Here is a 24,701-nt window from a genome sequence, read left to right on the forward strand (position 1 = left end):
AAAGTCAAGCGATTGTTTTCGCTTTTCTTTCGGCGCCGGCTTCACTAGGAAGCTTGCTCATCAGGTTGGCGTGTTCTGCCGTGCTGGTAGGGGCGCATTATAGGGGGCAGCGCTGGGATGACAAGAGGAAAACTGCAAAAAATGGCACTTTTTACAGTTTTTCGGTTCAACCGTTGTTTTATTAAACAAAAGCCCCGCGTCGGCGGGGCTGTTTCGGGCAAGAAACCCTGAATTTACATCACGCTGCTACCTTTTTGACCAAAATTCGCGGGCAAAGCTGCGCACCTTTTCCCAATCGGTAAATTCAATGTCCTTACTGGTGTCGGTACTACCACCGGTAATCTTCATGATCAGCTGGATGATGCGAGTCTGCCACCAGTTATAGCGGGAGTACTGCAGCGCGCCGGCAAACACCCCCAGAGTTTTCGGCTTCCAGGGGGAGAGGCGCAGGAACTTCTTCATATAGGCATTGGTTTGCGGCGTCTGCTTCTCTGGCTTGCGGGCCGTCAGGTTGACACAGAAGAAGGCCGCATTGGCCACCTCCAGCTGCTCCTGATGAGCATGAATAAAGCTGAACAGGCTGGGGTGGAAGTTGCCATAACGAATGGAGGCGCCGATCAAGACCTTGGCATACTTGCTGAGGTTGCACATCGGCAAGGTGTGCAGGTCGTGCATCACCACTTCGCATCCCGGCATCTGCTCCAGCATGACATCGACTATTTTGCGGGTTTGGCCATCCCGAGAGGAATAAAGCACCAGAATCTTGTCCATAACAACCTCAACTACGCCAGAATGCAGGAGTAAACAGTACCAGAAGCGTGAAAATTTCCAATCGGCCAAACAACATAGCCAACACCAGTACCCACTGGGCCGCTGGCGAGATATTGCCGAAGTTGGCTGATACCTCTCCCAGCCCCGGGCCTACGTTGGTGAAAGCCGCAGCCACAGCGGTGAATGCGGTCACTTCGTTCAGCCCCGTCATCAGCAACAGCAGCATGAACATAAAGAAGAGAATAATATAGGTGGCGAAGTAGCCCCACACCGCCTCGACGATGCGCTCGGGCACCGCCCTATTCCCCAGCTTCAAGGTATAGATGGCTCTGGGGTGAACCAACCGCTTCAACTCGCGCATCCCCTGCATGAACAGGATCATGAAACGCATCACCTTGATGCCGCCGCCAGTACTGCCCGCGCAACAGCCAATAAAGGCGGAGAACATCAGCAGCATGGGCAGGAACGAGGGCCAATCTGCATAGGTCGTGGTGCTATAGCCGGTGGTGGTACCCAGAGAGACCGCCTGGAAAAGACCGTGGTTGAACGCCTCTTGCCAGGTGGCGTAGTGTCCGTGGGTCAGCAAGGCGATAAAGCAGATCATCACCAGGGTCGCCTGAATGGCCAGGAACACCTTGAGTTCAGAATCGTAAAGGTAGCGCCCGAGCCGCACCGGGCGGTGAGAGAAAACGGTAAAGTGGAGCGCAAAGTTCACGCTGGCCAGCAGCAGGAACACCACGGTAATCAGGTTGATGACCGGACTGTTGAAGAATCCGATGCTGGCATCGTGAGTGGAGAAGCCACCGACCGACAGAGTCGAGAACGAATGGCACACCGCATCGAACAGCGTCATTCCGGCGAGCCAGTAGGCCAGCGCACAGAGTGCGGTGAGCAGCAGATAGATGAACCAGAGCGCCTTGGCCGTTTCGGCGATGCGCGGCGTCACCTTGGTATCCTTCACCGGCCCTGGGATCTCGGCGCGATAGAGCTGCATGCCCCCGATACCCAGCAGTGGCAGAATGGCCACCGCCAGTACGATGATCCCCATCCCCCCCAGCCACTGCAGCAACTGGCGATAGAACAGAAACGCCTTGGGCAGATTATCGAGCCCGGTCAGTACCGTTGCGCCTGTGGTGGTCAGGCCGGAAAAAGATTCGAAGAAGGCCTCCGAGACCGACATATCCGGCACGTCGCTCATGATGAAGGGCACAGCCCCCACACTGCCCAGCACGGTCCAGAACAGCACCACAATCAGAAAGCCCTCTTTCGAGCGCATCTCCTTCTTGTGGTAGCGATTGGGAAACCAGAGCACCACGCCGAGCAGCAGGGCGATCAGAAAAGAGCTGACGAACTCGGCACCACCACCATCCCGATAGCCAAAGGCCACCAGTGCAGGCAACAGCATGGTCGAGCTGAACAGCGCAACCAGCAGGCCAACAATGCGAATAATGCTCAGAATGTGCATTACAGCTCCCTTTCCCCAATTAAAGAGCGATGGATTCTAGCCATCTAAGGGACTGAGGGATACCCGCCCATGAGTCCGGTCGGTCAATTCACGGTCCACCTGAGCCCAAACCGAGGACTCCCACGCCACCTGCAAGGTGACCTGCTGACCGTAATCCGCCGCCAGCAATTCGCCATTATGGATACTGATCAGCGACTCGACCGTCCCCATGTCACCGTAATCGCAGTGAATGAGAGAGGGAGTGCGCGGCACCTTGAGCAGGGTGGGCAATTGCTTGAGAGCGGCACCAACACCGCCCCCATAGGCTTTGACCAGTCCACCGGTGCCAAGCTGGATGCCGCCGTAGTAACGCACTACCACGGCGCAGATTTCACCAAGCCCCGAGCCCATCAACTGGGCCAGGATCGGCTTGCCCGCAGTACCGGAAGGTTCGCCGTCATCGCTGAAGCCATAAACCTGGCTATCTTGCGGCGCGCCCGCCACAAAGGCCCAGCAGTGGTGGCGAGCGGCCGGATGTTGGCGCTTGATCTCGTTGACCCACCCCTTGGCCGCCTCGACGGTCGGGGTGTGGGCGATCAGGGTAATGAAGCGGCTCTTCTTTATCTCTTCGGTCAACTCCAGCGGGGCAGCCGGAATGGAGTACGCTGCCGCCATCAGAGCCCTGCTTGTCTGGTCATGTTCTCCACCCCGTTGGCGTGCAGCACCACGTTGTCTTCGATGCGGATGCCGCCGAACGGACGCAGCGCCTCCACCTTGTTCCAGTTGACCCGCTTGCCCTGTTCGCCCTGACGAAGCGGCTCCAGCAAACTGTCGATGAAGTAGAGACCCGGCTCGATGGTGAACACCTGATCCACCTCCATCACCCGGGTGCAGCGCAGATAGGGAAACAGCTCGGGCGCCGCCAGATGGGTGCCGCGCTCATCCTGCATGAAACCGCCCGCATCGTGTACCTGCAAACCGAGGAAGTGGCCGAGGCCGTGAGGGAAGAAGACGTTGGTCACCCCAGTGTTGATCATCTCGTCCACCGACATGTCCACCAGCTCGGTGGTCTGTAGCAGGCGCGCCAGCTTGTGATGCATCTGCAGGTGCAGCTCGCTGTAGCGGCGACCCGGTTTGATCTCCTTGATGATTTCCTGCTGCTGCTCGTCGAGGGCAGCAATCAGATCGGCAAACTCGCCGCGCCGCCACGCCCAGGTACGGGTGATGTCGGAGGCATAACCGTGAAAATCGACACCGGCATCGATCAGGAAAGAATGGCGCTCCGCATCGGGCACCCGCAAGGCGGACAAATGGGTGTAGTGAAGGATGGCCGCATTGCGGTTGATGGCGACGATATTGCCGTAGGGTGCCTCATTGGCCCCCTGCCCGACCGCTTTCATATAGGCCAGATTGATCTCGAACTCGCTCGCCCCCGCCATAAAGGAGTCCTTGGCGGCGATATGGCCGCGCACCCCGATCCGGTTCGCCTCGCGCAGACACTCCAGCTCGTAGGGTGTCTTGTAGGCACGGTGATAGTGCAGGTAGTTGAGCACCGCCTCCGGATTGGGCTGGGTCAGCCCCAGCAGTTCAGCCACTTCCAGATGACCGCCCAGATAGGCCCACTCCTGCTTGTTGGCAGGTAGATGGTCGGCCACCTGTTCCGGCCGGGTCAGGAAACGGATATCGAAGAACTCGACCCAGAAGGCATTGGGCAGATCCGCTACTTTGTGCCAGAAATCCACCGGGCGGTAGAACAGCAGGATTGGTTTGTTCACCCCATCCACCAGCAGCCAGCAGTGGGGATTGTCCAGCACTGGCAACCAAGCCTTGAAGTGGGGGTTTACCTTGAACGGGTAATCCTGATCATCGAGGAAGATGCGGTGAGTCTGGCCGGAGTGGATGGCCAGTCCGCTGAGCCCCTGTTGTTGCAGAATGTCGCGGGTACGCTGCTGCAAGGTATCGAGGTGCTGGGCAAAAAGTTGGCTGTAGCTGCTCATGGCGTCCTGCTCCGAGGTGAATGTGATTGCAGCATAACATCAAGCGCTTGGCGGCTCGACCCGTCAAGCTGCCGCTTCGTGAGGTAACGCATACGTTACAAACGTGTTTGTTATCAACAGAAAACCAATCATTAACAAATCAAAAACAATTCAATACACTGCCGGTAGATACATGAAGTCAGGGATTACTCATGGACAACCTCTGCCTGTGGCAACCGGATCCGCTCGGGATGCAGCAATCCAACCTCTACCGTTTTATGGCGGAGGTGAACCGTTTCCACGGCTTGCAGTTGCAGAACTACCCGCAGCTTTACCAATGGTCGGTGGAGAAGACCACCCGTTTCTGGCCGCTGGTATGGCAGCACTGTGGCGTCAAGGGAGAGCTCGGCAACATAGTGGCGGAAAACCGTCAGGATATGCAGCGCACCCGCTGGTTCCCCGACAGCCGCCTCAACTTCGCCGAAAACCTGCTGCGCCGCCAGGACGAGAGCCCGGCCATCATCTCCCGCATCGAAGGGAGCCCTAGCCGTACCCTGAGCTGGGGTGAACTGGGGGAACAGGTTGCCCGGCTGGCGCAGTGGCTGCGTCATCAGGGGATTGGTCGTGGCGATGTGGTCGCCGCCTATCTGCCCAATATTCCGGAAACCGTGGTTGCCATGCTGGCAACCACCAGCCTCGGGGCGATCTGGACCTCCACCAGCCCCGACTTCGGTGAAGCCAGCGTGGTGGAGCGCTTCGGCCAGACCCGACCACGAGTGCTGTTTGCGGTGGATGGCTATCGCTACAACGGCAAAGCTATCGACATTCAACAGAAGGTCGCCAGCGTGGTGAGCCAGATCGGCAGCATAGAGCAGACGGTGATGATCCCCCTGCTCGGCAACCCGCTGCAGCTTGGCCACGACTGGCAGCAACTGCTGGCAAGCCAGCCGGACGCCAGCCTCCAGTTCGAGTCCATGGCTTTCAACGACCCGCTCTATATCCTCTACTCCTCCGGCACCACCGGCAAACCCAAGTGCATAGTGCACGGTATCGGCGGTACCCTGCTGCAACACCTGAAAGAACACCAGCTGCACTGCGACATCAAGCCGGGGGAGCGGATCTTCTACTTCACCACCTGTGGCTGGATGATGTGGAACTGGCTGGTGAGCGCCCTCGCCTCCGGCGCCACTCTGGTGCTCTACGATGGCTCGCCGTTTTACCCAGATGGCAACGTGCTGTGGGATCTGGCCCGCGACGAGCAGGTCAGCTTGTTCGGTACCTCGGCCAAGTATCTCGACGCACTGCACAAGCAGGGTTACGCCCCCATCAAGAGCCACGATTTGCCGCACTTGCGGCTGATCTGCAGCACCGGATCCGTGCTGTCGCCGGAGGGATTTGACTACGTCTACCAGCAGATAAAGCAGGATGTGCAACTCAGCTCCATCTCAGGCGGCACCGATATCTGCTCCTGCTTCGTCATCGGCAACCCGCTCAGCCCTGTCTATCGCGGCGAGAGCCAGGGGCGTGGCCTCGGTCTCGCGGTGCAGGTATTCAACGAGGCGGGCCAGCCGGTGCAGGGGGAGAAGGGCGAGCTGGTCTGTACCAAGCCGTTCCCGGCCCAGCCCATTTACTTCTGGAGTGACGAAAATGGCGACAAGTACCACGCCGCCTACTTCGAGCGGTTCGACAACATCTGGTGCCACGGCGACTGGATTGAGCTGACCCCGACCGGTGGCATTCTGTTCTACGGCCGCTCCGACGCCACCCTCAACCCGGGCGGCGTGCGTATCGGCACCAGCGAGATCTACCGCTATGTCGAGCAGCTCGACGAGGTGGAGGAGAGCATCGTCATCGGCCAGCAGTGGCAGCAAGACGAGCGGGTGGTGCTGTTCGTCAAGCTCAAGGCGGGTTGCAAGCTGGATGAGCCGCTGCGCGAGCGGATCCGCCAGCAAATAAAGCAGCACTGCACCGCCCGCCACGTGCCCGCTCGGATCCTGCAGGTGGATGCCATCCCCCGCACCAAGTCCGGCAAGATCGTCGAACTGGCGGTGCGGGAAGTGGTACACAACAGACCCGTCAACAATACCCATGCCCTCGCCGATCCCGAGGTGCTGAACCAGTATCGCAACCGGCCGGAACTGGCCAGTTGATAACAAACTCACATCTATCCGAGGCGCCGCAAGGCGCCTCTCTTTTGCCCGTTTTGTGATGAAGAGCTTTTACTCGAGATCTGTTAAACAAATGTTTTAAATAGGTGTTGAAAATGTCTCCTTTTGGATCAATAGTGAGCCTCGCCCCCTGCTGGGGATTAAGGAGCACCACTCCCCACTGAGTGGGAACAAGGAGACACTCTCATGATCTACCAAGGCGAAACCCTGTCGGTCAGCTACCTCGAAAACGGCATCGCCGAGCTGAGGTTTGATGCCCCGGGTTCAGTCAACAAGCTGGATCGCGCTACCCTGCTCTCCCTGAGCGAAGCGATCGCCGCATTACAACAAGAACGTGAACTAAAAGGTCTGATCCTCACCTCCGGCAAAGACGCCTTTATCGTCGGTGCCGACATTACCGAATTCCTGGAACTGTTCGATCTGCCGCAAGAAGATCTGCTCGGCTGGCTGAAAAAGGCCAACGACATCTTCAATGCCATCGAAGATCTGCCGGTTCCGACCCTCTCCGCCATCAAGGGCCACGCTCTGGGCGGCGGCTGCGAGACCATTCTCTCCACCGACTTCCGTCTAGCTGACACCACAGCCAAAATCGGCCTGCCCGAGACCAAACTCGGCATCATGCCGGGCTTTGGCGGCACAGTCCGTCTGCCGCGAGTGATCGGCGCTGACAACGCACTGGAGTGGATCACCACCGGCAAGGATTACCGTGCCGATGACGCCCTCAAGGTGGGTGCCATCGATGCCGTGGTCGCCCCCGACGCGCTGCAGAGCGCTGCGCTGCAGATGATCAAAGACGCCATCGCGGGCAAGCTGGACTGGCAGAGCCGTCGCGCCGCCAAAAAAGCCCCGCTGCGCCTCTCCAAACTGGAAGCCATGATGAGCTTCACCACCGCCGCCGGCATGGTTGCCGCCGTGGCGGGCAAACACTATCCGGCGCCGATGACCGCGGTGAAAACCGTCGAAACCGCCGCTGGTATGGGCCGTGACGAGGCTCTGGTGGCCGAGGCACAGGGCTTTATCAAGCTGGCCAAGACCGATGTCGCCAAGGCGCTGGTCGGGATTTTCCTGAACGATCAGCACATCAAGGCGCTGGCCAAGAAGGCGGCCAAGCAGGCAAGCAAGGCCACTTGCCACGCCGCCGTACTGGGTGCCGGCATCATGGGTGGCGGCATCGCCTACCAGTCTGCCAGCAAGGGCATTCCGGCGGTGATGAAGGATATCAACGAGAAGGCGCTGGCACTTGGCATGGGCGAAGCCACCAAGCTGCTCAATGGCCAGCTCGAGAAGGGCCGCATCGATGGCATCAAGATGGGCCAGGTGCTCTCCGCCATCACTCCGACTCTCAGCTATGACAACGTCAAAGGCGTGGACGTCGTCGTCGAAGCTGTGGTTGAAAACCCGAAAGTGAAGGCCGCCGTACTGAGCGAAGTAGAAGGGATCATTGGCGAAGACGCCGTGCTCGCCAGCAACACATCCACCATCCCCATCTCCCTGCTGGCCAAGGGGCTGAAGCGCCCGCAGAACTTCTGCGGCATGCACTTCTTCAACCCGGTGCACCGCATGCCACTGGTGGAGATCATCCGCGGCGAGCAGACATCCGATGAAACCATCAACCGCGTGGTGGCCTACGCCGCCGCGATGGGCAAGTCCCCGGTGGTAGTCAACGACTGCCCGGGCTTCTTCGTCAACCGCGTGCTGTTCCCCTACTTCTTCGGCTTCAACAAGCTGGTCGCCGATGGCGCCGACTTTGCCGCCGTCGACAAGGTGATGGAGAAGGAGTTTGGCTGGCCGATGGGCCCCGCCTACCTGCTGGACGTGGTCGGTATCGACACCGGTCACCATGCCGGTGACGTGATGGCGCAGGGCTTCCCGGCGCGTATGAGCAAGGAAGGCCGTACCGCCATCGACGTGATGTACGAGGTAAGCCGCTTCGGTCAGAAGAACGGCAAGGGCTTCTACGCCTACGAGGCCGACAAGAAGGGTAAGCCGAAGAAGGTAGCCGACGCAGCAGCTTACGAGCTGCTGGCCCCCATTGCCAAGCCGAAACAGGATTTCGACAAGGACGCCATCATCGCTCGCATGATGATCCCGATGATCAACGAGGTGGTGCTCTGTCTGGAAGAGGGCATTGTCGCCACGCCAGCCGAAGCCGACATCGCACTGGTCTACGGTCTGGGCTTCCCTCCCTTCCGCGGCGGCGTGTTCCGCTATCTGGACACTATCGGTCTGGATCGCTACGTGGCCATGGCCGACCAGTATGCCGATTTGGGCCCGCTCTACCGCGTCAGCGACAAGCTGCGCGAGATGGCTGCCCAGGGCAAAACCTTCTACTGATTGCGGAAAGGAGATCCATTCATGAAAGACGTAGTCATTGTCGACTGTATCCGGACCCCGATGGGCCGGTCCAAGGGCGGCGCCTTCCGCAACGTGCGTGCAGAAGATCTGTCCGCGCACCTGATGAAATCCATCCTGCTGCGCAACCCCAACCTCGACCCGAACGAGATCGAGGATATCTACTGGGGCTGCGTGCAGCAGACCCTGGAGCAGGGCTTCAACATCGCCCGCAACGCTGCCTTGCTGGCCGGCATTCCGAAGCAGGTGGGGGCGGTTACCGTCAACCGCCTGTGTGGCTCCTCCATGCAGGCGCTGCATGACGCCTCTCGCGCCATTCAGGTAGGTGATGGGGATATCTTCATCATCGGCGGCGTAGAGCATATGGGTCACGTGCCGATGAGCCACGGCGTCGACTTCCACCCCGGCATGGCCAAGTCGGTGGCGAAAGCCTCCGGCATGATGGGGTTGACCGCCGAGATGCTCGGCAAGCTGCACGGCATCAGCCGCCAGCAGCAGGACGAGTTTGCCGCCCGCTCCCACCGCCGTGCTCACGCGGCCACCGTGGAAGGGCGTTTTGCCAAGGAGATCGTCGGGCTGGAAGGCCATGACGCCAGCGGCGCCCGCTTCTTCTACGACTACGACGAGGTGATCCGCCCGGAGACCACGGTCGAAACCCTGAGCCAACTGCGCCCGGTGTTTGATCCGGTCAACGGCACCGTCACCGCCGGCAGCTCCTCGGCCCTGTCCGATGGCGCCGCCGCCATGCTGGTGATGAGCGCGGATCGCGCCAAGGCCCTCGGCCTCACGCCGCGCGCCAAGGTACGTGCCATGGCCATCGCCGGCTGTGACGCCGCCATCATGGGTTACGGCCCGGTGCCGGCGACCCAGAAGGCGCTCAAGCGTGCCGGTCTGACCATAGGTGACATCGACCTGTTCGAACTGAACGAGGCCTTCGCCGCCCAGTCACTGCCCTGCGTGAAGGATTTGGGTCTGCAGGATCAGGTGGACGAGAAGGTGAACCTGAACGGCGGCGCCATTGCGCTGGGCCACCCGCTCGGCTGCTCCGGTGCGCGCATCTCCACCACCCTCATCAATCTGATGGAGGAGAAGGATGCCACTCTGGGGGTTGCCACCATGTGTATCGGTCTGGGCCAGGGCATCGCCACCGTGTTTGAACGGGTGTGATAACCAGCCGGATCGACGGGATGCACTACTGAGAGTTGTCCCTTTTCGGGGCCAGTCTGACTGGCCCCTTTTCAAGTCTGTGACGATCGCCACACGGGGTGCTCGTCAGTGGTCAGAAGCTGTCTGTTGGCCGTCCCGTTTGGGTCGGCCTTTTTTCGTTTTAATCTTATCAATAGGCTGTTATTGCCTTAAACCTCACATTAGATAGGGGGCTTGCTTGCTTTTTACTCCCCCGACAGGTTCAATCTGCACAAAAAAATGGGTGGATGCACATACATATGTCAATGAGCAAACAACTGCTGATCGTCGATGACGACCAAGAGATCCGCGAGCTGCTCAATGAGTACCTGACCCGGGCGGGCTTTCAGGTATTGACGGCGGCGGAGGGCAACGAGATGCGTCAGCAACTCGCCCAGCACAGCCCGGACCTGATTATTCTGGACATCATGATGCCCGGCGAGGACGGTTTTACCCTCTGCCAGCAGATCCGTCGTGACTCCCAGGTGCCCATCATCATGCTGACCGCCGCCTCCGACGAAGCGGATCGGGTGATCGGCCTCGAACTCGGTGCCGACGACTATATCGCCAAGCCGTTCAGCCCCCGTGAACTGCAGGCCCGCATCAAGGCGCTGCTGCGCCGCGCCGAATTCCGCCAGCCGGAAAAAGAGAAAGAGCCGAGCCGCCGCCTGCGTTTTGCCGAGTGGACCCTCGACACCCTGAGCCACCAGCTGACCCATGATGATGGCAGCCTGCTGGATCTCTCCGGCAGCGACGCCATGCTGCTCGGCATGTTCCTGCAACAGCCCGGCGTGGTGCTGGATCGGGACACCATCTCGGATGCCACCCGCGGCCGCGAAAGCCTGCCGATGGAGCGCGGCATCGACGTACAGATCAGCCGTCTGCGCCAGAAGCTGGGCGACAACGGCAAGAGCCCGCGCATCATCAAGACCATTCGCGGCAGTGGCTACATGCTGATTGCCGAGGTGCACGAGCTGCCATGAGCAACAAGTGGTCCTGGGGGGCGCTGGTGCCCCGCTCCCTGTTGTCACGGATGATCCTGCTGCTGTTGCTGGCCATCCTGCTCTCCCAGACCATTTTGACCGGCATCTGGATGCAGCAGATCCAGAAGCGGGAGCTGGAGGGGATGCTCAGCACCACCCGCAACCTCGCCATGTCTGCCGCCTCCACCGTCAACTTCTTCAAATCCCTGCCGCTGCAATATCGCCATATCGCGCTGGACCAGCTGCGCAACATGGGGGGCAGCCGCTTCTTCGTCTCGCTCAACGAGGAAGAGATCCACATCAACGCCATCCCCGACAGCGAACGCAAGACGCAGGTGCTGGAGGAGGTACAGGGCGTGCTGACCCGCAAGCTCTCCGATGCCATGGCGATCAAGGTGGACTTCTCCCGACCCGATGACCTCCACGTCTTCAACAACGACACCTTGCTGGCGGATCTCCCCTCCTCCTGGGCCCGCTACACCCTGTCGCTGGAGCCGCTCAATCCACCGGTACTGGTGACCCAGATCGAGATCGAAAAGGGGGAGTGGCTCTATCTGGCGGCCCTGCTGCCCGCCCCCTACATGACCCTCGACGATACCGTGATGCCGAGCAATCAGGTGCGCTTCATCGCCCTGATGACAGTGTTCCTCTGCTTCTTCACCTTTATGCTGGTGCGCTGGCAGACCCGTCCGCTGCGCCGTCTCGCCAAGGCGGCGGTGAATCTCGGCAAGGATATCGATCAGCCTTCGCTCAAAGAGGAAGGAGCATCGGAAATCGTGGCGGCGACCCGCGCCTTCAACATCATGCAGCACCGCATCCGCCGTTATATCGACGATAGAGAGCGGCTGTTCAGCTCAATTTCCCACGACCTCAAGACCCCCATCACCCGGCTGCGGCTGCGGGTCGAACTGCTCGATGACGAGGTACAGATCGCCAAGTTCAACAAGGATCTCGACGAGCTGGAGCTGATGGTGAAAGGGGCGTTGCAGACGGTCAAAGAGACCGACATTCACGAGAATATCGAGGAGATCGACATCAACGCCCTGCTTGAGCAGATGGCGGAGTCGATGAACCTGCACGACGAGCGGCTGACCATCGAAGGGCACTGCAAGTGGCCCTATCGCGGCAAGCTGCTGGCGCTCAAACGCTGTATCGGCAATCTGGTGGACAACGGCATCAAGTACGGCCAGAAGGTGCGCATCATCATCATGGATGACGAGGAGATGCTGATCCTCTTCATTATGGATGAGGGCCCCGGCCTGCCGGACGATCAGTTCGAGCGCATTTTCGAACCCTATTACCGGCTCAGCACGGATCAGGCTGGCACCGGCCTCGGCCTTGGCATCGCCCGCAACATTGCCCACGCCCACGGTGGCGATCTGGTGCTGGAAAATCGTCCGCAAGGTGGCCTGCAGGCCACGCTCTCCCTACCAAGGCAGTAACCTTATGAAGTGGTTGTCTTTTTCTGTCATCGCCCTGCTCTCTACTCCCGTTGCCGCCTCCCAGGTGGAGGTACTGCACTGGTGGACGTCAGGCGGCGAAGCGAAAGCGGTCGAAGTGCTCAAATCCGAGTGGACCAGACAGGGCAACCAGTGGAACGACTTTGCAGTGCAGGGCGGCGGCGGCAAGAGTGCCATGACGGTATTGAAGAGTCGGGCACTGGCCGCCAACCCGCCAGAAGCGGCCCACCTCAAGGGCTACGAGCTCAAGGAGTGGGCCGGGCTCGGCTTCCTGCGCGACCTCACCCCCATGGCCGAACACCTCGGCTGGTACGGTCAGATGCCGCCCATGGTACGTGCCACCCTCAGCCAGAATGGCGCCCTGATGGCGGTGCCCACCGGCATCCACCGGGTCAACTGGCTGTGGCTCAACCGCAAGATCTTCGAGCGCAACAAGCTGACTCAGCCCACCAGCTGGGCCCAGTTTGTCACCGTCGCCGACCAGCTTAAAACACGGGGCATCACCCCGCTCGCCATTGGCAACGAGCCCTGGCAGCTGGCGGTACTGTTTGAAACGGTGGCACTCGGTGAGGGCGGAAAAGAATTCTATCGCAAGGCGTTCCTCGAGCAGGACAGCGCCACCCTGACCGGCCCCGATATGGTGCGAGTGTTGACCCGCTTCCAGCAGCTGCGTGCCTACGTCCCGCAAAAATACGCCGGTCTGAAGTGGCATCAGGCCACCAACCTGCTGGAGAGCGGTGGCGCCGCCATGCAGGTGATGGGGGACTGGGTTAAAGGGGAGCTGAGCGCGGGCAACTACCGGCCGGGTGAGGATATCGCCTGTCTGCCGAGCCCGGGCAGCGCCGGACTGTTCAGCTACAACCTCGACTCCATCGCCATGTTCAAACAGCGGGATCCGGCCCAGTTGCAGGCGCAGGGGGATCTGGCCCAACTGCTGATGACGCCGAAATTCCAGGAAGAGTTCAATCGGGTGAAGGGGTCGATCCCGGCTCTGACCAATCCCGACATGAGCAAGTTCGACCGCTGCGCCGTCCGCTCCTATCAGGATTTCCTGCTGGCGGAAAAGCAGGACAACCTGCTGCCCAGCATGGCGGAAGGGATGGCGACACCGACCAATATGCGGCAGGCGATCCTCGATGTGCTGAGCAACTTCTTCAACGATCCCAAGGCCAACCCGGAGCAGACGGCGCTGCATCTGGAGCGGGCGATGCGCTCGACCCGCTGATCCGGGCACATTGCCAAACGGCAGAAATGACAAAGGCGGAATTGCTCCGCCTTTGTTGCTGAATCTTCATCCGATTCAGGATTGATCGTTCTCGTCCTCATCCTCGTCATAGTAATCGCTGAGCTCGATCCAGAGCCCCAACCCGACCATCACCATGGAGCCGAACCAGGTACCGGTATTCCCGATCGGGCTGCCCATCACTATCATGGCGAAGGACAAGAACCCCATGCCTGCATAGGCTTGTAATCTGCCGTAGGAGACCTGCATATTCACCTCCTTGTTGAATATGGTTCAATTTTTATATTACTCGTCCGGCGCAAGCTGGATAGGGCTGAATAACATTTCGGTTACATATGCTGGTTAATGGGTCGTTTGTTTGATTATTTTTTAGCCCTGAGTATCATTGGCAGCCGAATAGGTTGAAGGTTGATAATAGATGAGTGATTTATTCTGCGATGCGACCCACGAGTTGGACGCAATCGGGCTTCGTTGCCCGGAACCCGTTATGATGGTTCGCAAGAAAGTGCGACTGATGGCGGATGGCGAGACCCTGCTGGTCAGCGCCGACGATCCTTCAACCACCCGCGACATCCCCAGTTTCTGCCGCTTTATGGATCACACCCTGGTCGCCAGCGATACAGAGCAGGCCCCCTACCGCTATCTGATCCGCAAGGGTCAATAAGCCCCCGTACCGGAGCACTCCATGACAACCATTACCCGAATCGGCACCACCCAGCGTTGGTCTGACGTCGTCATCCACAATGGCACCCTCTACGTGGTGGAAGTGCCCGTCAGCGAAGAGGCCGACATCCACCAGCAGACCCGCGAAGTGCTTGAGAGCCTGCAACGCCTGCTGGAAGCCAACGGCTCCGGCGTCGACAAGATCCTGATGGCCAATATCTATCTGAAAGACATTCAGGACATCGCTGCCTTCAACGAGCAGTGGGATGCCTGGATCCCGGCTGGCACCGCGCCGGTTCGCGCCTGCGTACAAGCCCGCTTGGCCCATGAAGGCTACAAGGTGGAAGTGCAGCTGACTGCCGCTGTCTAAGAGGCGCTTATCCCCCTCATCCCCGCCCCTTCTCCCACGAGGGGAGAAGGGAGCAAACAACAAGGCGTCATTGCTCGCCACGGCGCCAATAGAAAGGCCCCGCCATCACTGGCGGGGCCTTTTCGTTACCGAAACCTGAGCGACTTAGGCGGTCGGGGTCAGGGTAATGGTCACGCGGCGGTTCTGGGCTTTGCCTGCGGCGGTGCTGTTGGTAGCAACCGGCTGATCCGGGCCCACGCCGGTGGTGGAGATGCGGCTGCCTGCTACGCCCTGACCAATCAGCTGGGCGGCAACGGCATCGGCACGATCGCGGGAGAGCTTCATGTTCAGGTCGCGGGAACCGGTACTGTCGGTGTGACCGACCACGTTCAGGCGGGTCTTGTCGAACTCGGCAACCACCATGGCCACGCCGGAGAGGGTGTTGGCTCCGGCCGCTTTCAGCTGGGAGCTGGAGCTGTCGAAGGTGACGTTGTTCGGCATGTTGAGGATCAGCTCATTGCCATTGCGGGTCACGCTGACGCCGGTGCCCTGCAGCTTCTCGCGCAGCTTGGCTTCCTGCACGTCCATGTAGTAGCCGATACCGCCACCCAGCGCCGCGCCAGCAGCAACGCCGGTCAGGATGCCCTTCTTGCGGTCACCCTTGCTGGAAGAGAGCGCACCTACGGCCGCACCGGCAGCGGCGCCAGCCAGCGCGCCCCAGGCACCTTTGGAGGTCTGGGATTCACCTGTGTAGGGGTTGGTGGTACAGCCGCTCAGGGCAACGGTCAGTGCCAGAGCAGGCACCAGGATCTTGGCTCGCATGAAAAAACCTCTGTGAAAACAATCCGGCACCATGCCGGGGGCCGGATTGTAACGCGCTGGCACGCCATTGTCTGACGCAAGCCTGAACAGATGGCGAGAGTGGTGTTTTTTTGGGCAATTGGCGGGCTGTCAGCGCGGTAACTGACACTCGGCGTGGCAAGGACAGCTGACCAGATGATCGTTCACCATCCCCACCGCCTGCATAAAGGCGTAACAGATGGTGCTGCCGACGAAGTTGAAGCCGAGCTTCTTGAGCGCTTTCGACATAGCATCCGACTCCGGCGAGGTTGCCGGAATATCGCCGTTGCCCTGCCGCTGGTTAACGATGGGGGCGCCGCCAACAAAGCCCCACAGGTAGTCGGCGAAGTCGAGCCCCTGCTCCTGCAACGCCAGATAAGCGCGGGCATTTCTGATGATCGACTGCACCTTGAGCCGGTTGCGGATGATGCCGCTGTCCTGCATCAACCGCTCCACATCCTGCTCGTCGAAGCGGGCAATCTGCACCGGATCAAAGTCGGCATAGGCGCGGTAATAGCTCTCGGTGCGCTTGAGGATGGTGATCCACGACAGTCCCGCCTGCTGGCCGTCGAGGCAGAGCTTGGCAAACAGCTCGCGGGCGTCATAGACCGGCCTGCCCCACTGTTTGTCATGGTATTCAATGTATTCCGGGTCTTTGGTCACCCAGGCGCAGCGCAGTTCCATTTCCTCTCCCTCGTTATTTCAGCGGTTTGCCCGACCCTGCCCACTCTGCAGGCGGCACTGCTCACATCATATACCGGACATCCCGCCCGACCAGCCACAGCGCAGCACCATCCCGCGAATCCGCTGCAATTTCGCCTATTATCCGACCATGCCAGACGGTATACTCCCTCGGTTCACATTCAGCAAATCTTGCTCTGATTTTCACTTCGCGCGAAAAAAATTATGCAAAAATTCGATGTCAAAACCTTTCAGGGCCTGATCCTGCAGTTGCAGGACTATTGGTCCCGCCAGGGCTGTACCATCATTCAGCCGCTGGATATGGAAGTGGGTGCCGGTACTTCCCACCCCATGACCTGTCTGCGTGCCCTGGGCCCGGAGCCCATCGCCTGCGCTTACGTTCAACCGTCCCGCCGTCCGACTGACGGCCGCTACGGTGAAAACCCGAACCGCCTGCAGCACTACTACCAGTTCCAGGTGATCATCAAGCCTTCCCCCGACAACATTCAGGAACTCTATCTGGGCTCCCTGAAAGAGCTGGGTATGGATCCTGAAATCCATGACATCCGCTTCGTGGAAGACAACTGGGAAAACCCGACTCTGGGTGCCTGGGGTCTGGGTTGGGAAGTGTGGCTGAACGGCATGGAAGTGACCCAGTTCACCTACTTCCAGCAGGTTGGCGGCCTCGAGTGCAAGCCGGTCACCGGCGAGATCACCTACGGTCTCGAGCGTCTGGCCATGTACATTCAGGGCGTGGACAGCGTCTACGATCTGGTCTGGTCTGACGGCCCGCTGGGCAAGACCACCTACGGCGACGTGTTCCACCAGAACGAAGTGGAGCAATCCACCTACAACTTCGAGCACGCCGATGTGGAGTTCCTGTTCCACTGCTTCGAGCAGTACGAGAAGGAAGCCCAGAACCTGCTGGCACTGGAAAAACCGCTGCCGCTGCCTGCCTACGAGCGCATCCTCAAAGCCGCTCACTCCTTCAACTTGCTGGATGCCCGCAAGGCCATCTCGGTCACCGAGCGTCAGCGCTACATCCTGCGCATTCGCACCCTGACCAAGGCCGTGGCAGAGGCATACTACGCCTCCCGCGAAGCGCTGGGCTTCCCGATGTGCCAACGTGGCAGCAACGAGAACAAGCAAGGTTAAGGAACGGACATGGCACAACATACATTTCTGGTAGAGATCGGTACTGCTGAGCTGCCGCCCAAAGCCCTGCGCTCCCTGGCCGAAGCCTTTGCCGACAACTTCAAAGCCGAACTGACCAAGGCCGATCTGGCTTTCGGCGACGTCGAGTGGTTTGCCTCACCGCGCCGTCTGGCGCTGAAGGTGAGCGAGCTGGCTGGCGAACAGCCGAGCAAGAGCGTCGAGAAACGCGGCCCGGCCGTGGCTCAAGCGTTCGATGCTGAAGGCAAGCCGACCAAGGCTGCCGAAGGCTGGGCCCGTGGCAACGGCATCACCGTTGAGCAGGCCGAGCGTCTGGTCACCGACAAGGGCGAGTGGCTGGTTCACACCGCCAAGGTCGAAGGCCGTCCGGCCAAAGATCTGCTGGGCGAGCTGGTCGCCTCCGCACTGGCCAAGCTGCCGATCCCGAAAATGATGCGCTGGGGCGACAAGACCATCCAGTTCGTGCGTCCGGTCTTCACCGTGACCCTGCTGCTGGATGGCGAGCTGGTTCCCGCTCACATTCTGGGTATCGACTCTGCCCGCACCATCCGCGGTCACCGCTTTATGGGCGAGAGCGAATTCACCATTGACAACGCCAGCCAGTACCCGCAGATCCTGCAGGAGCGCGGCATGGTGATTGCCGACTTCATGGCGCGCAAGGCCAAGATCAAGGCTGACGTCGAAGCGGCCGCAGCCGCCTTCGGTGGCGTGGCCGATCTGGACGACGCCCTGCTGGAAGAAGTGACCGCACTGGTCGAGTGGCCGGTGGTGCTGACCGCCAACTTCGAAGAGAAGTTCCTGGCCGTTCCGGCTGAAGCGCTGGTGCACACCATGAAGGGTGACCAGAAGTACTTCCCGGTCTACGACAAGAACGGCAAGCTGCTGCCGAAGTTCATCTTCGTCACCAACATCGAGTCGAAAGACCCGAGCCAGATCATCAGCGGCAACGAGAAGGTGGTTCGCCCCCGTCTCTCAGACGCCGAGTTCTTCTTCAAGACCGACCTCAAGCAGACTCTGGCCTCCCGCCTGCCGCGCCTTGAAACCGTGCTGTTCCAGCAGCAGCTGGGCACCGTCAAGGCCAAGGTCGAGCGCATCGAGACCGTCGCCGGCTTTATCGCCGAGCGTATCGGCGCCGACGTGGCTCAGGCCAAGCGTGCCGGTCTGCTCTCCAAGTGTGATCTGATGACCAACATGGTCGGCGAGTTCACCGACACCCAGGGTGTCATGGGGATGCACTACGCCCGTCACGATGGCGAAGACGAAGCGGTGGCCGTGGCCCTCAACGAGCAGTACATGCCGCGCTTTGCCGGTGATGCCCTGCCGTCCGGTCTGGTTGCCTGCGCCGTCGCGCTGGCCGACAAGTTCGACACCCTGGCCGGTATTTTCGGCATCGGCATGCTGCCGAAGGGTGACAAGGACCCGTTCGCCCTGCGTCGTGCCGCCATCGGTGCCCTGCGCATCATGACCGAGAAGCAGCTGGATCTGGATCTGGTTGAACTGGTTGAAGAAGCGGTACGCGTCTACGGCGACAAGCTGACCAACAAAACCGTCGTTACCGACGTGGTCGACTTCATGCTGGGTCGCTTCCGCGCCGCCTATCAGGACGAAGGTATCGGTGCCGACGTGGTGCTGGCCGTACTGGCCCGCCGCCCGACCCGTCCGCTCGACTTCGATCGCCGCGTCAAGGCCGTCAGCCACTTCCGCACCCTGGATGCCGCACTGGCACTGGCTGCCGCCAACAAGCGCGTGAGCAACATTCTAGCCAAGGTCGAAGGCGAACTGCCGACTGCCGTCAAACCGGAACTGCTGGTCGATGCCGCCGAGAAGGCGCTGGCCACCCAGGTTGCCGAACTGCAAGCCGAACTGGCCCCGCTGTTCGCTGCCGGTGACTATCAGGCTGCCCTCACCCGTCTGGCCGCCCTGCGCGAGCCGGTCGATACCTTCTTCAATGAAGTAATGGTGATGGCCGACGATGAAGCCCTCAAGGCCAACCGTCTGGCGCTGCTGAACAACCTGCGCAACCTGTTCCTGCAAGTCGCGGATATCTCCCTGCTGCAGTGATGTTGGTTGGGTAGGTGATATTAAAAACGGCGCCGCGAGGTGCCGTTTTTATTTTTGACGTATGTCATACATATAGAACTACATTATTGACACTTCAAACACCTAATGTTTATTTAAAAATCACCATGATTTTAGGGGTATGTTCACGTGTCCAAAATAAAAGCTCAAGAAAAATTCTATGAATTTTTAAAGGAGAAGCAAAAAGCCAACCTTTATTTTTCTAAGGAAGATGTAATATCTGCTACTGGTTGGAAATCTTCAACATTTAAATCATATTTAGGAAAGGGGTGGATAAGCAGTTTTATTGTTCAAGTAGAAAAGGATTTATTTGAAGCGCAGAATACATTAAATATAAACTTCACCGAATTTAGAAAAAAGCAGTCTCAAAGTAAAAATTATAGGGAACTGGGTCATAATTGTAAAAACAATCTTGCGAGAGCATTACTGAAAAAATCTCGAGACAATATGATGCTAGCCCTAGAGTTATACAACAGGCCTTCACTAGAAAATAAATTAGATGGTTTTGTAATGCTTTTTTCAACTGCTTGGGAACAATTACTAAAAGCTATCATCATCGAACGTCAAGGTGAAAAAGGAATTTATACCACGGTGAGTAAAAAAGGGATTAAGCAAACTATATCTCTGCGCCAATCATTAGATAAAATATTTCCTAGCACCGAAAATAAAACTAGGAAAAATATCGAAAGAATTTCTGATTGGCGTGACAATGCTGTTCACCTTTTAATGCCAGAAATTCAAGGCTTAGCATCGAGAGTTTTTCAGGCTGGCGTTATTAATTACTCAACTCAGTTCGAAGAATTTTCTGAGGTTCCCTTTCTATCTTATCAGCATGCTGGAATGCTATCTCTTGTTGGAGACTTCAATATTCCTCCTATATCTATCCTCAGAGATCAATATGGTGACTCTTGTGATGAAATTTTATCACTAGCAAGAACATTACAAGATGAGATTGAGGAAAATAATGATATTGATTTTGCGATACCAATAAATGTTTCCCTCGTCTATGCAAAAAAAGATAGCACAGGCCTTAAGATACTTGCTAACGCAAATGGTAGTAAAGAGGATTTAGAGAATTTAAGAAATGCATTAATTGTAGAAAAGGCTGTAGACCCAGAGAAAACACATCCATATCCTCAAGGCATAGCAATCAAAGAAATAAACAAAATATTGCAAGAAAGCTACTCTACAGAAAAGCTGTTTGCTTGTTTACCTGCACGAGATAAGAATGATAAACCAACACTAAATAATCACTGCTTTTTATCATTGGTAGAAAAAACAGGATGGAAGAAAAACAATAACGACTTCCACCATTACCAAGCTATTTCGAATAGACATTTATACTCTGATTTATGTATACAAGAATCAGTGAAAAAAATAACTGAAAACGATTCTTTCCTAAAAAATGCAAAAAAAGAAAAAGGGAAATAACCTAGTTCTCTAATCTCAAGTGCGTAGGCTATATTAGCCGCCTGCATAAACAGACATACGTGTAAATTAATTCTCCCGCCATAACGGCCAGTCGAATATCCCCTCCGGCTGGCCGCCCCTGCGTCACGGCAACAACCGCAACCTCTCGTTCGTCCGATTACGCTGCGCTAATCGAACCTACAGGGGGGGTGATCAGCTGTTATCATTTGAGACAGTGCCCAGCGCCGCCACGCCCAAGAGGAAAGTCATGGATATACCTGCCGCCCCGTCCCCCGCCATCTGCCAGCTGTGTCAGGAGAAAGCAGATCTCGATTTCGACTTCACCATGGCTTTTCAGCCCATCGTCGATTGCAGCCAGCGCACCATCTTCGGCTACGAGGCGCTGGTGCGGGGGCTCAACAACGAACCGGCGCAGAGCGTGATTGCCCAGGTCAACGATGGCAATCGCTACCGCTTCGACCAGCTGTGCCGCATCAAGGCCATCGCGCTGGCCGCCCGGCTCGATATGCGGGGCATGCTGAGCATCAACTTTCTGCCCAATGCGGTCTACCTCCCGGAGCGCTGCATCCGCACCACCCTGCAGGCGGCCCGCGAGCACCTCTTCCCCATCGAGCAGATCATGTTCGAGCTGACCGAGGTGGAGCAGGTGCAGGATAGCCAGCATCTTCGCGACATCGTCGATCACTATCAGGCCCTCGGCTTCAAAACGGCGATCGATGACTTTGGCGCCGGTTACTCGGGCCTCAACCTGCTGGCTGATTTTCACCCCAACATCGTCAAGCTCGATATGCACCTGCTGCGCGGCATCGACCATGACCCGACCCGGCAAGCCATCGTGCGCCACTGTCTGGCGCTGTTTGCCGAGTTGCAGATCACCCCGCTGGCAGAGGGGATAGAGACCCGCGAAGAGATGGCCTGCCTGCGGGAGATGGGCGTCAGCCTGATGCAGGGCTATCTGTTTGCCCGCCCCGGCTTCGAAACCCTGCCGGAAGTGGATTTCGCCAGCTTGTAAGCAAATCGGTCTGCACTGACCCCCTCAGCCCACTCCCGCCCGAATAAAGAAAACGGACACCCGAGGGTGTCCGTTTTTATGTCATATCACCTTGCCCCGAGGGGCTGTGTGCTGACGGTTTACAGATAGCTCTCATCGACGCCGATATGGGCCAGCGCAGCCAGTTCGAGCGGTGTCAGTTGGCTGGCGGAGTCGATCATGGTCGGCTCGCCACGGGCGGACCCGGGCAGTTGCAGCCGCTCCTTGAGCGCATCGGTCAGGCTGCCCACCAGATTGCCCATGCGGGTCAGGCGGGAGACCAGCACGGCCTCAGGGCTGCTTTCGCTATCGGCAAAGCCGGAGACCTGAGCCACCGCGAAGTCGCAGATAGCCCTGGCCCGATCACCAAAAGCCCCTTCCAGCTGTTGCAGCACCTGCCGTGCCTCGCTGTCGCCGAGACGCCCCAGCTCCGCCTGCATCTGGCCGGTGTCAAAGCGCAGTCGCGCCCCGGCATCTAGCCGTTCCTCTCGCGGCTTGAGCGCGGTATGGTCCACCCACGCCTGCTCGGTCTGACCGGCAAACTGCATCAGGCCGCCCAGCACCAACCGCTGGTTAGGACGCGCCGAGGCGAGACTGTCGAGGGCATGACCAAGAGAAGAGCCCTTGGCGTCGCTGCCACTGGCCAGCGAGAGCGCCAGAGTACGCAGGGTTTGCAGATCGCCACGGGTCTGCAACTTGGCCATGTGGGAACTGTTGATGGAGCCATCGGCAATGTGTTGATGCAGGGCATTGAGATCGCTGCTGCTCAGGGTCACCTCGGTCGAGGTTTGATCCCGCAGCAGGTAGCTGGCCTGATAGCTGATAAGATCCAGCGCCAGCTTGTAGCCGGTGGCCGGGGTCTGCCGCGCCATGACGACCTGTTCGCGAGCAGCCCCTTTGCTCTCACCGCGTTGGACGGGTGCCGCATCCGCTTTCGTGGTCGCACTTTGCGCCGGTTCACCAGCAACTTCGGCCTTTACGGCGCGCTGCAGGTCGGCTACTTCACCCATCGCGGTGTGCAGCTGGCTCATCGCCTCCTGCAGCAGTTCGGAGGTGGCGCTGGCGAGCAGGTCGGTCACCTTGCCCCCGACAGTGCCCCACTGCTGGAGCGGGATACCGGCGATGGGGCGGGCCAGCAGCCCGGCAGCCAACTCCCGGAGTTCCGGCTGCTGGGAGCCGACGACAACGGCCTGCAACGCGGTGCAAAGAGAGCGCAATGGGCCGTTGCCGGTCGCCAGAGTGGCGTGCTCCTTGCCCAGTTGTTCGGCGGCGATGTTGTTCAATACGTCCGCCTTGGCAAAGCCACCCAGCGAGCTGCTAAATGCAGCCTGCTTCATCAGACGCTGAAGATCCTCGGGGGAAGTGGCGGTTTGCGCCTTCGGCGCTGCGGCACTCTTGCCGCTCCCAAGCAGGTTGCCGACCCACTCCTTGATAGCCGCAAGCACTCGCGCTGGCCGGGACTCCGAACGCGAAAGCTGCCCCTGCCCTTTTTGCGGTTCGCTGCGGTTGCCCAGCAAGATCGCATCTTGTCCGGTGGCGACCTGACGCGCCTCCAGCTGGCCTATCCGGCCAACCCCTGTGGTTGCATCACTGTGGTGAGCGACGGCCTGTGTGCCGACGGTGTTTGCTTGAATCTGCATGATGATTGTCTTCTTGTGATGTTTCGCCGCCAGTCTAGGAGAGGCCATCAACAGGGACTATCGGGATTGGTCGCGATTTTTGTACTGAGCGCGGCGTGCTATCTCGCTGACCGAAAAGCTAAAAAAAGAGAGCCACCATTAACAGTGCCGCTGGCGGTGACCTGCTCTAATGGCGCCATCATCAATCTGGAGCCATCAATGAACTCTCTTTATCACGCCGCCATCCACCAGCTGTTTCTCTCCCTCTCCCTGCCTGCGCCGCAACAGGAGGAGAGCGTCACCAGCCTGCAGATCGGCGAACTGACCTGTCACTTGACCGAACACCCGGCCGACTATCTGCTGATGTTTACCCGCCTCGACGCGGCCACCAGCGCTCAGGCCGCCGCCCAAAACCTGTTCAGCCAGGACCCGTGCAAACCGGTACTGGGTTTCGATACCGAGAGCCTGACACCGGTGCTGTGGAGTCGTCAGCCCTTGCAGCAACTGGATCGCACCCAGATCCACCACCAGCTGGAACAACTGGTACACGCCGCCAGCGAGATCAACAAAGGGCAGGACGGCACTATCCGGCCTTGAGCCATTGGCGTGACCACACCCCACGTCACCATAGATGGATAACGACACCTCTGGCCTGAGCAAACTGGGCAGCGGGCCCCCGGACTGGTATGGTTTTGCCATCAATTCATCAACGACCGAGATATCATGAAACGCAAAACCATGGCCCTGCTGCTGGGCACCCATCTGCTGGTCGCGGCGGCAGGCTTTGCCGCCGGTGTCTACACCCTGCCGATCCTGATCGCGCCACCCGCACCTGATACCGAGCTGGTCGCGGCCAGCCAGCAGCAAGCGAGATTCCACGGCACCTTTCGCCGGGATCTGAAAGACAGCGATCGTCTGCACTGGGGGGAGGGCAAGGTGAGCATAGGGCCGGATGCCGTCAGTCTGATGGGCAAGCTGGCCCCCGGGCCGGACTACCAGCTCTATCTCTCCCCCGAGTTTGTCGAGACCGAAGCCGATTTTGCCCGCCTCAAGGATCAGATGGTGCGAGTCGGGCCGGTGAAGACCTTCGACAACTTTATCGTGCCGCTGCCCGCCACGATCGATCCGACCCGCTACAGCAGCGTGATCGTCTGGTGTGAAACCTTCGGCCAGTTCATCACCGCCGCCCGTTATCAGGATCTGCGTCCGGAGCAGTAACCTCGCTCCTGACCCGCACCATGAAAAGGGCTGACA

At 58.9% G+C, this 24,701-nt stretch carries 23 protein-coding genes; 15 read left to right on the forward strand and 8 right to left on the reverse strand.

The genetic code is table 11. The features are described from left to right. Window positions 1-185: hypothetical protein (locus AACR14_RS11515; RefSeq protein ID WP_041201951.1), on the forward strand; the 185-nt coding region annotated here is incomplete at its 5' end. 61 nt (window positions 186-246) lie between these two features. Here the strand turns inward: AACR14_RS11515 and hemG are convergent. The 4 genes from hemG to pepQ are packed head-to-tail and all read right to left on the reverse strand — an operon-like array spanning window position 247 to window position 4,212. Continuing rightward, window positions 247-771 carry a menaquinone-dependent protoporphyrinogen IX dehydrogenase gene (hemG, locus tag AACR14_RS11520; protein WP_005339483.1) on the reverse strand — a complete coding sequence of 175 codons (525 nt, stop codon included), beginning with the start codon at window positions 769-771 and terminating at the stop codon, window positions 247-249. Window positions 772-778: 7 nt separating this feature from the next. Then, the gene (locus AACR14_RS11525; RefSeq protein ID WP_019446292.1) at window positions 779-2,236 is read right to left on the reverse strand and encodes a TrkH family potassium uptake protein; all 1,458 of its coding nucleotides are present in this window, start codon (window positions 2,234-2,236) and stop codon (window positions 779-781) included. Between the two features lie 36 nt (window positions 2,237-2,272). Next, a complete protein-coding gene (locus AACR14_RS11530; protein WP_019446293.1) occupies window positions 2,273-2,890 on the reverse strand; it encodes a YigZ family protein in 618 nt (205 codons plus the stop codon). Then, window positions 2,890-4,212, reverse strand: a complete 1,323-nt coding sequence (gene pepQ / locus AACR14_RS11535; protein WP_019446294.1) for a Xaa-Pro dipeptidase — start codon at window positions 4,210-4,212, stop codon at window positions 2,890-2,892. Before pepQ ends, AACR14_RS11530 begins: the two co-directional genes overlap by 1 nt. A 191-nt stretch (window positions 4,213-4,403) precedes the next feature. Between pepQ and AACR14_RS11540 the strand changes: the two genes are divergently transcribed. The 6 genes from AACR14_RS11540 to AACR14_RS11565 all read left to right on the forward strand — a co-directional run bounded on the left by AACR14_RS11540 (window position 4,404) and on the right by AACR14_RS11565 (window position 13,564). Beyond that, the gene (locus AACR14_RS11540; protein ID WP_019446295.1) at window positions 4,404-6,341 is read left to right on the forward strand and encodes an acetoacetate--CoA ligase; all 1,938 of its coding nucleotides are present in this window, start codon (window positions 4,404-4,406) and stop codon (window positions 6,339-6,341) included. A gap of 204 nt (window positions 6,342-6,545) precedes the next feature. Continuing rightward, the gene (gene fadB / locus AACR14_RS11545; protein WP_019446296.1) at window positions 6,546-8,693 is read left to right on the forward strand and encodes a fatty acid oxidation complex subunit alpha FadB; all 2,148 of its coding nucleotides are present in this window, start codon (window positions 6,546-6,548) and stop codon (window positions 8,691-8,693) included. Between the two features lie 21 nt (window positions 8,694-8,714). After that, complete coding sequence (gene fadA / locus AACR14_RS11550) at window positions 8,715-9,878, forward strand: acetyl-CoA C-acyltransferase FadA (protein WP_019446297.1); 1,164 nt, start codon at window positions 8,715-8,717, stop codon at window positions 9,876-9,878. A gap of 278 nt (window positions 9,879-10,156) precedes the next feature. Continuing rightward, a complete protein-coding gene (locus tag AACR14_RS11555) occupies window positions 10,157-10,879 on the forward strand; it encodes a response regulator (protein ID WP_005339475.1) in 723 nt (240 codons plus the stop codon). After that, window positions 10,876-12,321 (forward strand): ATP-binding protein, encoded by a 1,446-nt coding sequence (locus AACR14_RS11560; protein ID WP_005357365.1) that lies wholly within the window; start codon window positions 10,876-10,878, stop codon window positions 12,319-12,321. The genes AACR14_RS11555 and AACR14_RS11560 overlap by 4 nt, the downstream gene beginning before the upstream one ends. A 4-nt stretch (window positions 12,322-12,325) precedes the next feature. Then, entirely contained in the window at window positions 12,326-13,564 is a 1,239-nt protein-coding gene (locus AACR14_RS11565; protein ID WP_019446298.1) for an ABC transporter substrate-binding protein, read from the forward strand. 75 nt (window positions 13,565-13,639) lie between these two features. Here the strand turns inward: AACR14_RS11565 and AACR14_RS11570 are convergent, their stop codons facing one another. Continuing rightward, the gene (locus AACR14_RS11570) at window positions 13,640-13,831 is read right to left on the reverse strand and encodes a hypothetical protein (protein WP_005339471.1); all 192 of its coding nucleotides are present in this window, start codon (window positions 13,829-13,831) and stop codon (window positions 13,640-13,642) included. A gap of 169 nt (window positions 13,832-14,000) precedes the next feature. On the opposite strand from AACR14_RS11570, the gene tusA reads away from it, so the two are divergent. Further along, window positions 14,001-14,246, forward strand: a complete 246-nt coding sequence (gene tusA, locus AACR14_RS11575; protein ID WP_026035054.1) for a sulfurtransferase TusA — start codon at window positions 14,001-14,003, stop codon at window positions 14,244-14,246. 21 nt (window positions 14,247-14,267) lie between these two features. Further along, on the forward strand, window positions 14,268-14,615 hold the full coding sequence (locus AACR14_RS11580) for a RidA family protein (protein ID WP_019446300.1): 348 nt from the start codon (window positions 14,268-14,270) through the stop codon (window positions 14,613-14,615). Window positions 14,616-14,759: 144 nt separating this feature from the next. Here AACR14_RS11580 and AACR14_RS11585 read toward each other — a convergent pair whose 3' ends face one another. Both AACR14_RS11585 and AACR14_RS11590 read right to left on the reverse strand, forming a co-directional pair. Next, entirely contained in the window at window positions 14,760-15,416 is a 657-nt protein-coding gene (locus AACR14_RS11585; RefSeq protein ID WP_005339468.1) for an OmpA family lipoprotein, read from the reverse strand. Between the two features lie 129 nt (window positions 15,417-15,545). Continuing rightward, window positions 15,546-16,118, reverse strand: coding sequence for a DNA-3-methyladenine glycosylase I (locus tag AACR14_RS11590; RefSeq protein WP_019446301.1), 573 nt, complete (start codon window positions 16,116-16,118; stop codon window positions 15,546-15,548). A gap of 222 nt (window positions 16,119-16,340) precedes the next feature. Here AACR14_RS11590 and glyQ point away from each other — a divergent pair, with 222 nt between their 5' ends. The 4 genes from glyQ to AACR14_RS11610 all read left to right on the forward strand — a co-directional run bounded on the left by glyQ (window position 16,341) and on the right by AACR14_RS11610 (window position 21,810). Next, window positions 16,341-17,270, forward strand: coding sequence for a glycine--tRNA ligase subunit alpha (gene glyQ, locus AACR14_RS11595; RefSeq protein ID WP_010672400.1), 930 nt, complete (start codon window positions 16,341-16,343; stop codon window positions 17,268-17,270). A 9-nt stretch (window positions 17,271-17,279) separates the two neighbouring features. Beyond that, window positions 17,280-19,349, forward strand: coding sequence for a glycine--tRNA ligase subunit beta (gene glyS / locus AACR14_RS11600; RefSeq protein WP_019446302.1), 2,070 nt, complete (start codon window positions 17,280-17,282; stop codon window positions 19,347-19,349). A gap of 147 nt (window positions 19,350-19,496) precedes the next feature. Beyond that, a complete protein-coding gene (locus AACR14_RS11605; protein WP_083851956.1) occupies window positions 19,497-20,798 on the forward strand; it encodes a DUF3644 domain-containing protein in 1,302 nt (433 codons plus the stop codon). Window positions 20,799-21,045: 247 nt separating this feature from the next. Then, window positions 21,046-21,810: an EAL domain-containing protein gene (locus AACR14_RS11610; RefSeq protein ID WP_019446303.1), complete on the forward strand. Its 765-nt coding sequence runs from the start codon at window positions 21,046-21,048 to the stop codon at window positions 21,808-21,810. A gap of 119 nt (window positions 21,811-21,929) precedes the next feature. Here AACR14_RS11610 and AACR14_RS11615 read toward each other — a convergent pair whose 3' ends face one another. Continuing rightward, the gene (locus AACR14_RS11615) at window positions 21,930-23,468 is read right to left on the reverse strand and encodes an ADP-ribosyltransferase (protein WP_019446304.1); all 1,539 of its coding nucleotides are present in this window, start codon (window positions 23,466-23,468) and stop codon (window positions 21,930-21,932) included. A gap of 198 nt (window positions 23,469-23,666) precedes the next feature. On the opposite strand from AACR14_RS11615, the gene AACR14_RS11620 reads away from it, so the two are divergent. Further along, window positions 23,667-24,044, forward strand: a complete 378-nt coding sequence (locus AACR14_RS11620) for a CesT family type III secretion system chaperone (RefSeq protein WP_019446305.1) — start codon at window positions 23,667-23,669, stop codon at window positions 24,042-24,044. A 126-nt stretch (window positions 24,045-24,170) separates the two neighbouring features. After that, a complete protein-coding gene (locus AACR14_RS11625; RefSeq protein WP_019446306.1) occupies window positions 24,171-24,665 on the forward strand; it encodes a DM13 domain-containing protein in 495 nt (164 codons plus the stop codon). Window positions 24,666-24,701: the final 36 nt, after the last annotated feature.

Source organism: Aeromonas sp. 159, assembly GCF_963862045.1.
In the GTDB taxonomy this organism is placed as follows: Bacteria; Pseudomonadota; Gammaproteobacteria; order Enterobacterales; family Aeromonadaceae; genus Aeromonas; species Aeromonas veronii.

What these genes read in the sequence shown, in the direction of transcription:
- fadA (WP_019446297.1), top strand. Translation starts at nt 8,715, where the DNA reads ATGAAAGACGTAGTCATTGTCGACTGTATCCGGACCCCGATGGGCCGG.
- AACR14_RS11625 (WP_019446306.1), top strand. Translation starts at nt 24,171, where the DNA reads ATGAAACGCAAAACCATGGCCCTGCTGCTGGGCACCCATCTGCTGGTC.
- AACR14_RS11580 (WP_019446300.1), top strand. Translation starts at nt 14,268, where the DNA reads ATGACAACCATTACCCGAATCGGCACCACCCAGCGTTGGTCTGACGTC.
- AACR14_RS11530 (WP_019446293.1), bottom strand. Translation starts at nt 2,890, where the DNA reads ATGGCGGCAGCGTACTCCATTCCGGCTGCCCCGCTGGAGTTGACCGAA.
- AACR14_RS11585 (WP_005339468.1), bottom strand. Translation starts at nt 15,416, where the DNA reads ATGCGAGCCAAGATCCTGGTGCCTGCTCTGGCACTGACCGTTGCCCTG.
- pepQ (WP_019446294.1), bottom strand. Translation starts at nt 4,212, where the DNA reads ATGAGCAGCTACAGCCAACTTTTTGCCCAGCACCTCGATACCTTGCAG.
- AACR14_RS11590 (WP_019446301.1), bottom strand. Translation starts at nt 16,118, where the DNA reads ATGGAACTGCGCTGCGCCTGGGTGACCAAAGACCCGGAATACATTGAA.
- AACR14_RS11570 (WP_005339471.1), bottom strand. Translation starts at nt 13,831, where the DNA reads ATGCAGGTCTCCTACGGCAGATTACAAGCCTATGCAGGCATGGGGTTC.
- glyQ (WP_010672400.1), top strand. Translation starts at nt 16,341, where the DNA reads ATGCAAAAATTCGATGTCAAAACCTTTCAGGGCCTGATCCTGCAGTTG.
- AACR14_RS11620 (WP_019446305.1), top strand. Translation starts at nt 23,667, where the DNA reads ATGAACTCTCTTTATCACGCCGCCATCCACCAGCTGTTTCTCTCCCTC.
- AACR14_RS11555 (WP_005339475.1), top strand. Translation starts at nt 10,157, where the DNA reads ATGTCAATGAGCAAACAACTGCTGATCGTCGATGACGACCAAGAGATC.
- AACR14_RS11615 (WP_019446304.1), bottom strand. Translation starts at nt 23,468, where the DNA reads ATGCAGATTCAAGCAAACACCGTCGGCACACAGGCCGTCGCTCACCAC.
- glyS (WP_019446302.1), top strand. Translation starts at nt 17,280, where the DNA reads ATGGCACAACATACATTTCTGGTAGAGATCGGTACTGCTGAGCTGCCG.
- AACR14_RS11560 (WP_005357365.1), top strand. Translation starts at nt 10,876, where the DNA reads ATGAGCAACAAGTGGTCCTGGGGGGCGCTGGTGCCCCGCTCCCTGTTG.
- AACR14_RS11540 (WP_019446295.1), top strand. Translation starts at nt 4,404, where the DNA reads ATGGACAACCTCTGCCTGTGGCAACCGGATCCGCTCGGGATGCAGCAA.
- AACR14_RS11610 (WP_019446303.1), top strand. Translation starts at nt 21,046, where the DNA reads ATGGATATACCTGCCGCCCCGTCCCCCGCCATCTGCCAGCTGTGTCAG.
- AACR14_RS11525 (WP_019446292.1), bottom strand. Translation starts at nt 2,236, where the DNA reads ATGCACATTCTGAGCATTATTCGCATTGTTGGCCTGCTGGTTGCGCTG.
- fadB (WP_019446296.1), top strand. Translation starts at nt 6,546, where the DNA reads ATGATCTACCAAGGCGAAACCCTGTCGGTCAGCTACCTCGAAAACGGC.
- AACR14_RS11565 (WP_019446298.1), top strand. Translation starts at nt 12,326, where the DNA reads ATGAAGTGGTTGTCTTTTTCTGTCATCGCCCTGCTCTCTACTCCCGTT.
- tusA (WP_026035054.1), top strand. Translation starts at nt 14,001, where the DNA reads ATGAGTGATTTATTCTGCGATGCGACCCACGAGTTGGACGCAATCGGG.
- hemG (WP_005339483.1), bottom strand. Translation starts at nt 771, where the DNA reads ATGGACAAGATTCTGGTGCTTTATTCCTCTCGGGATGGCCAAACCCGC.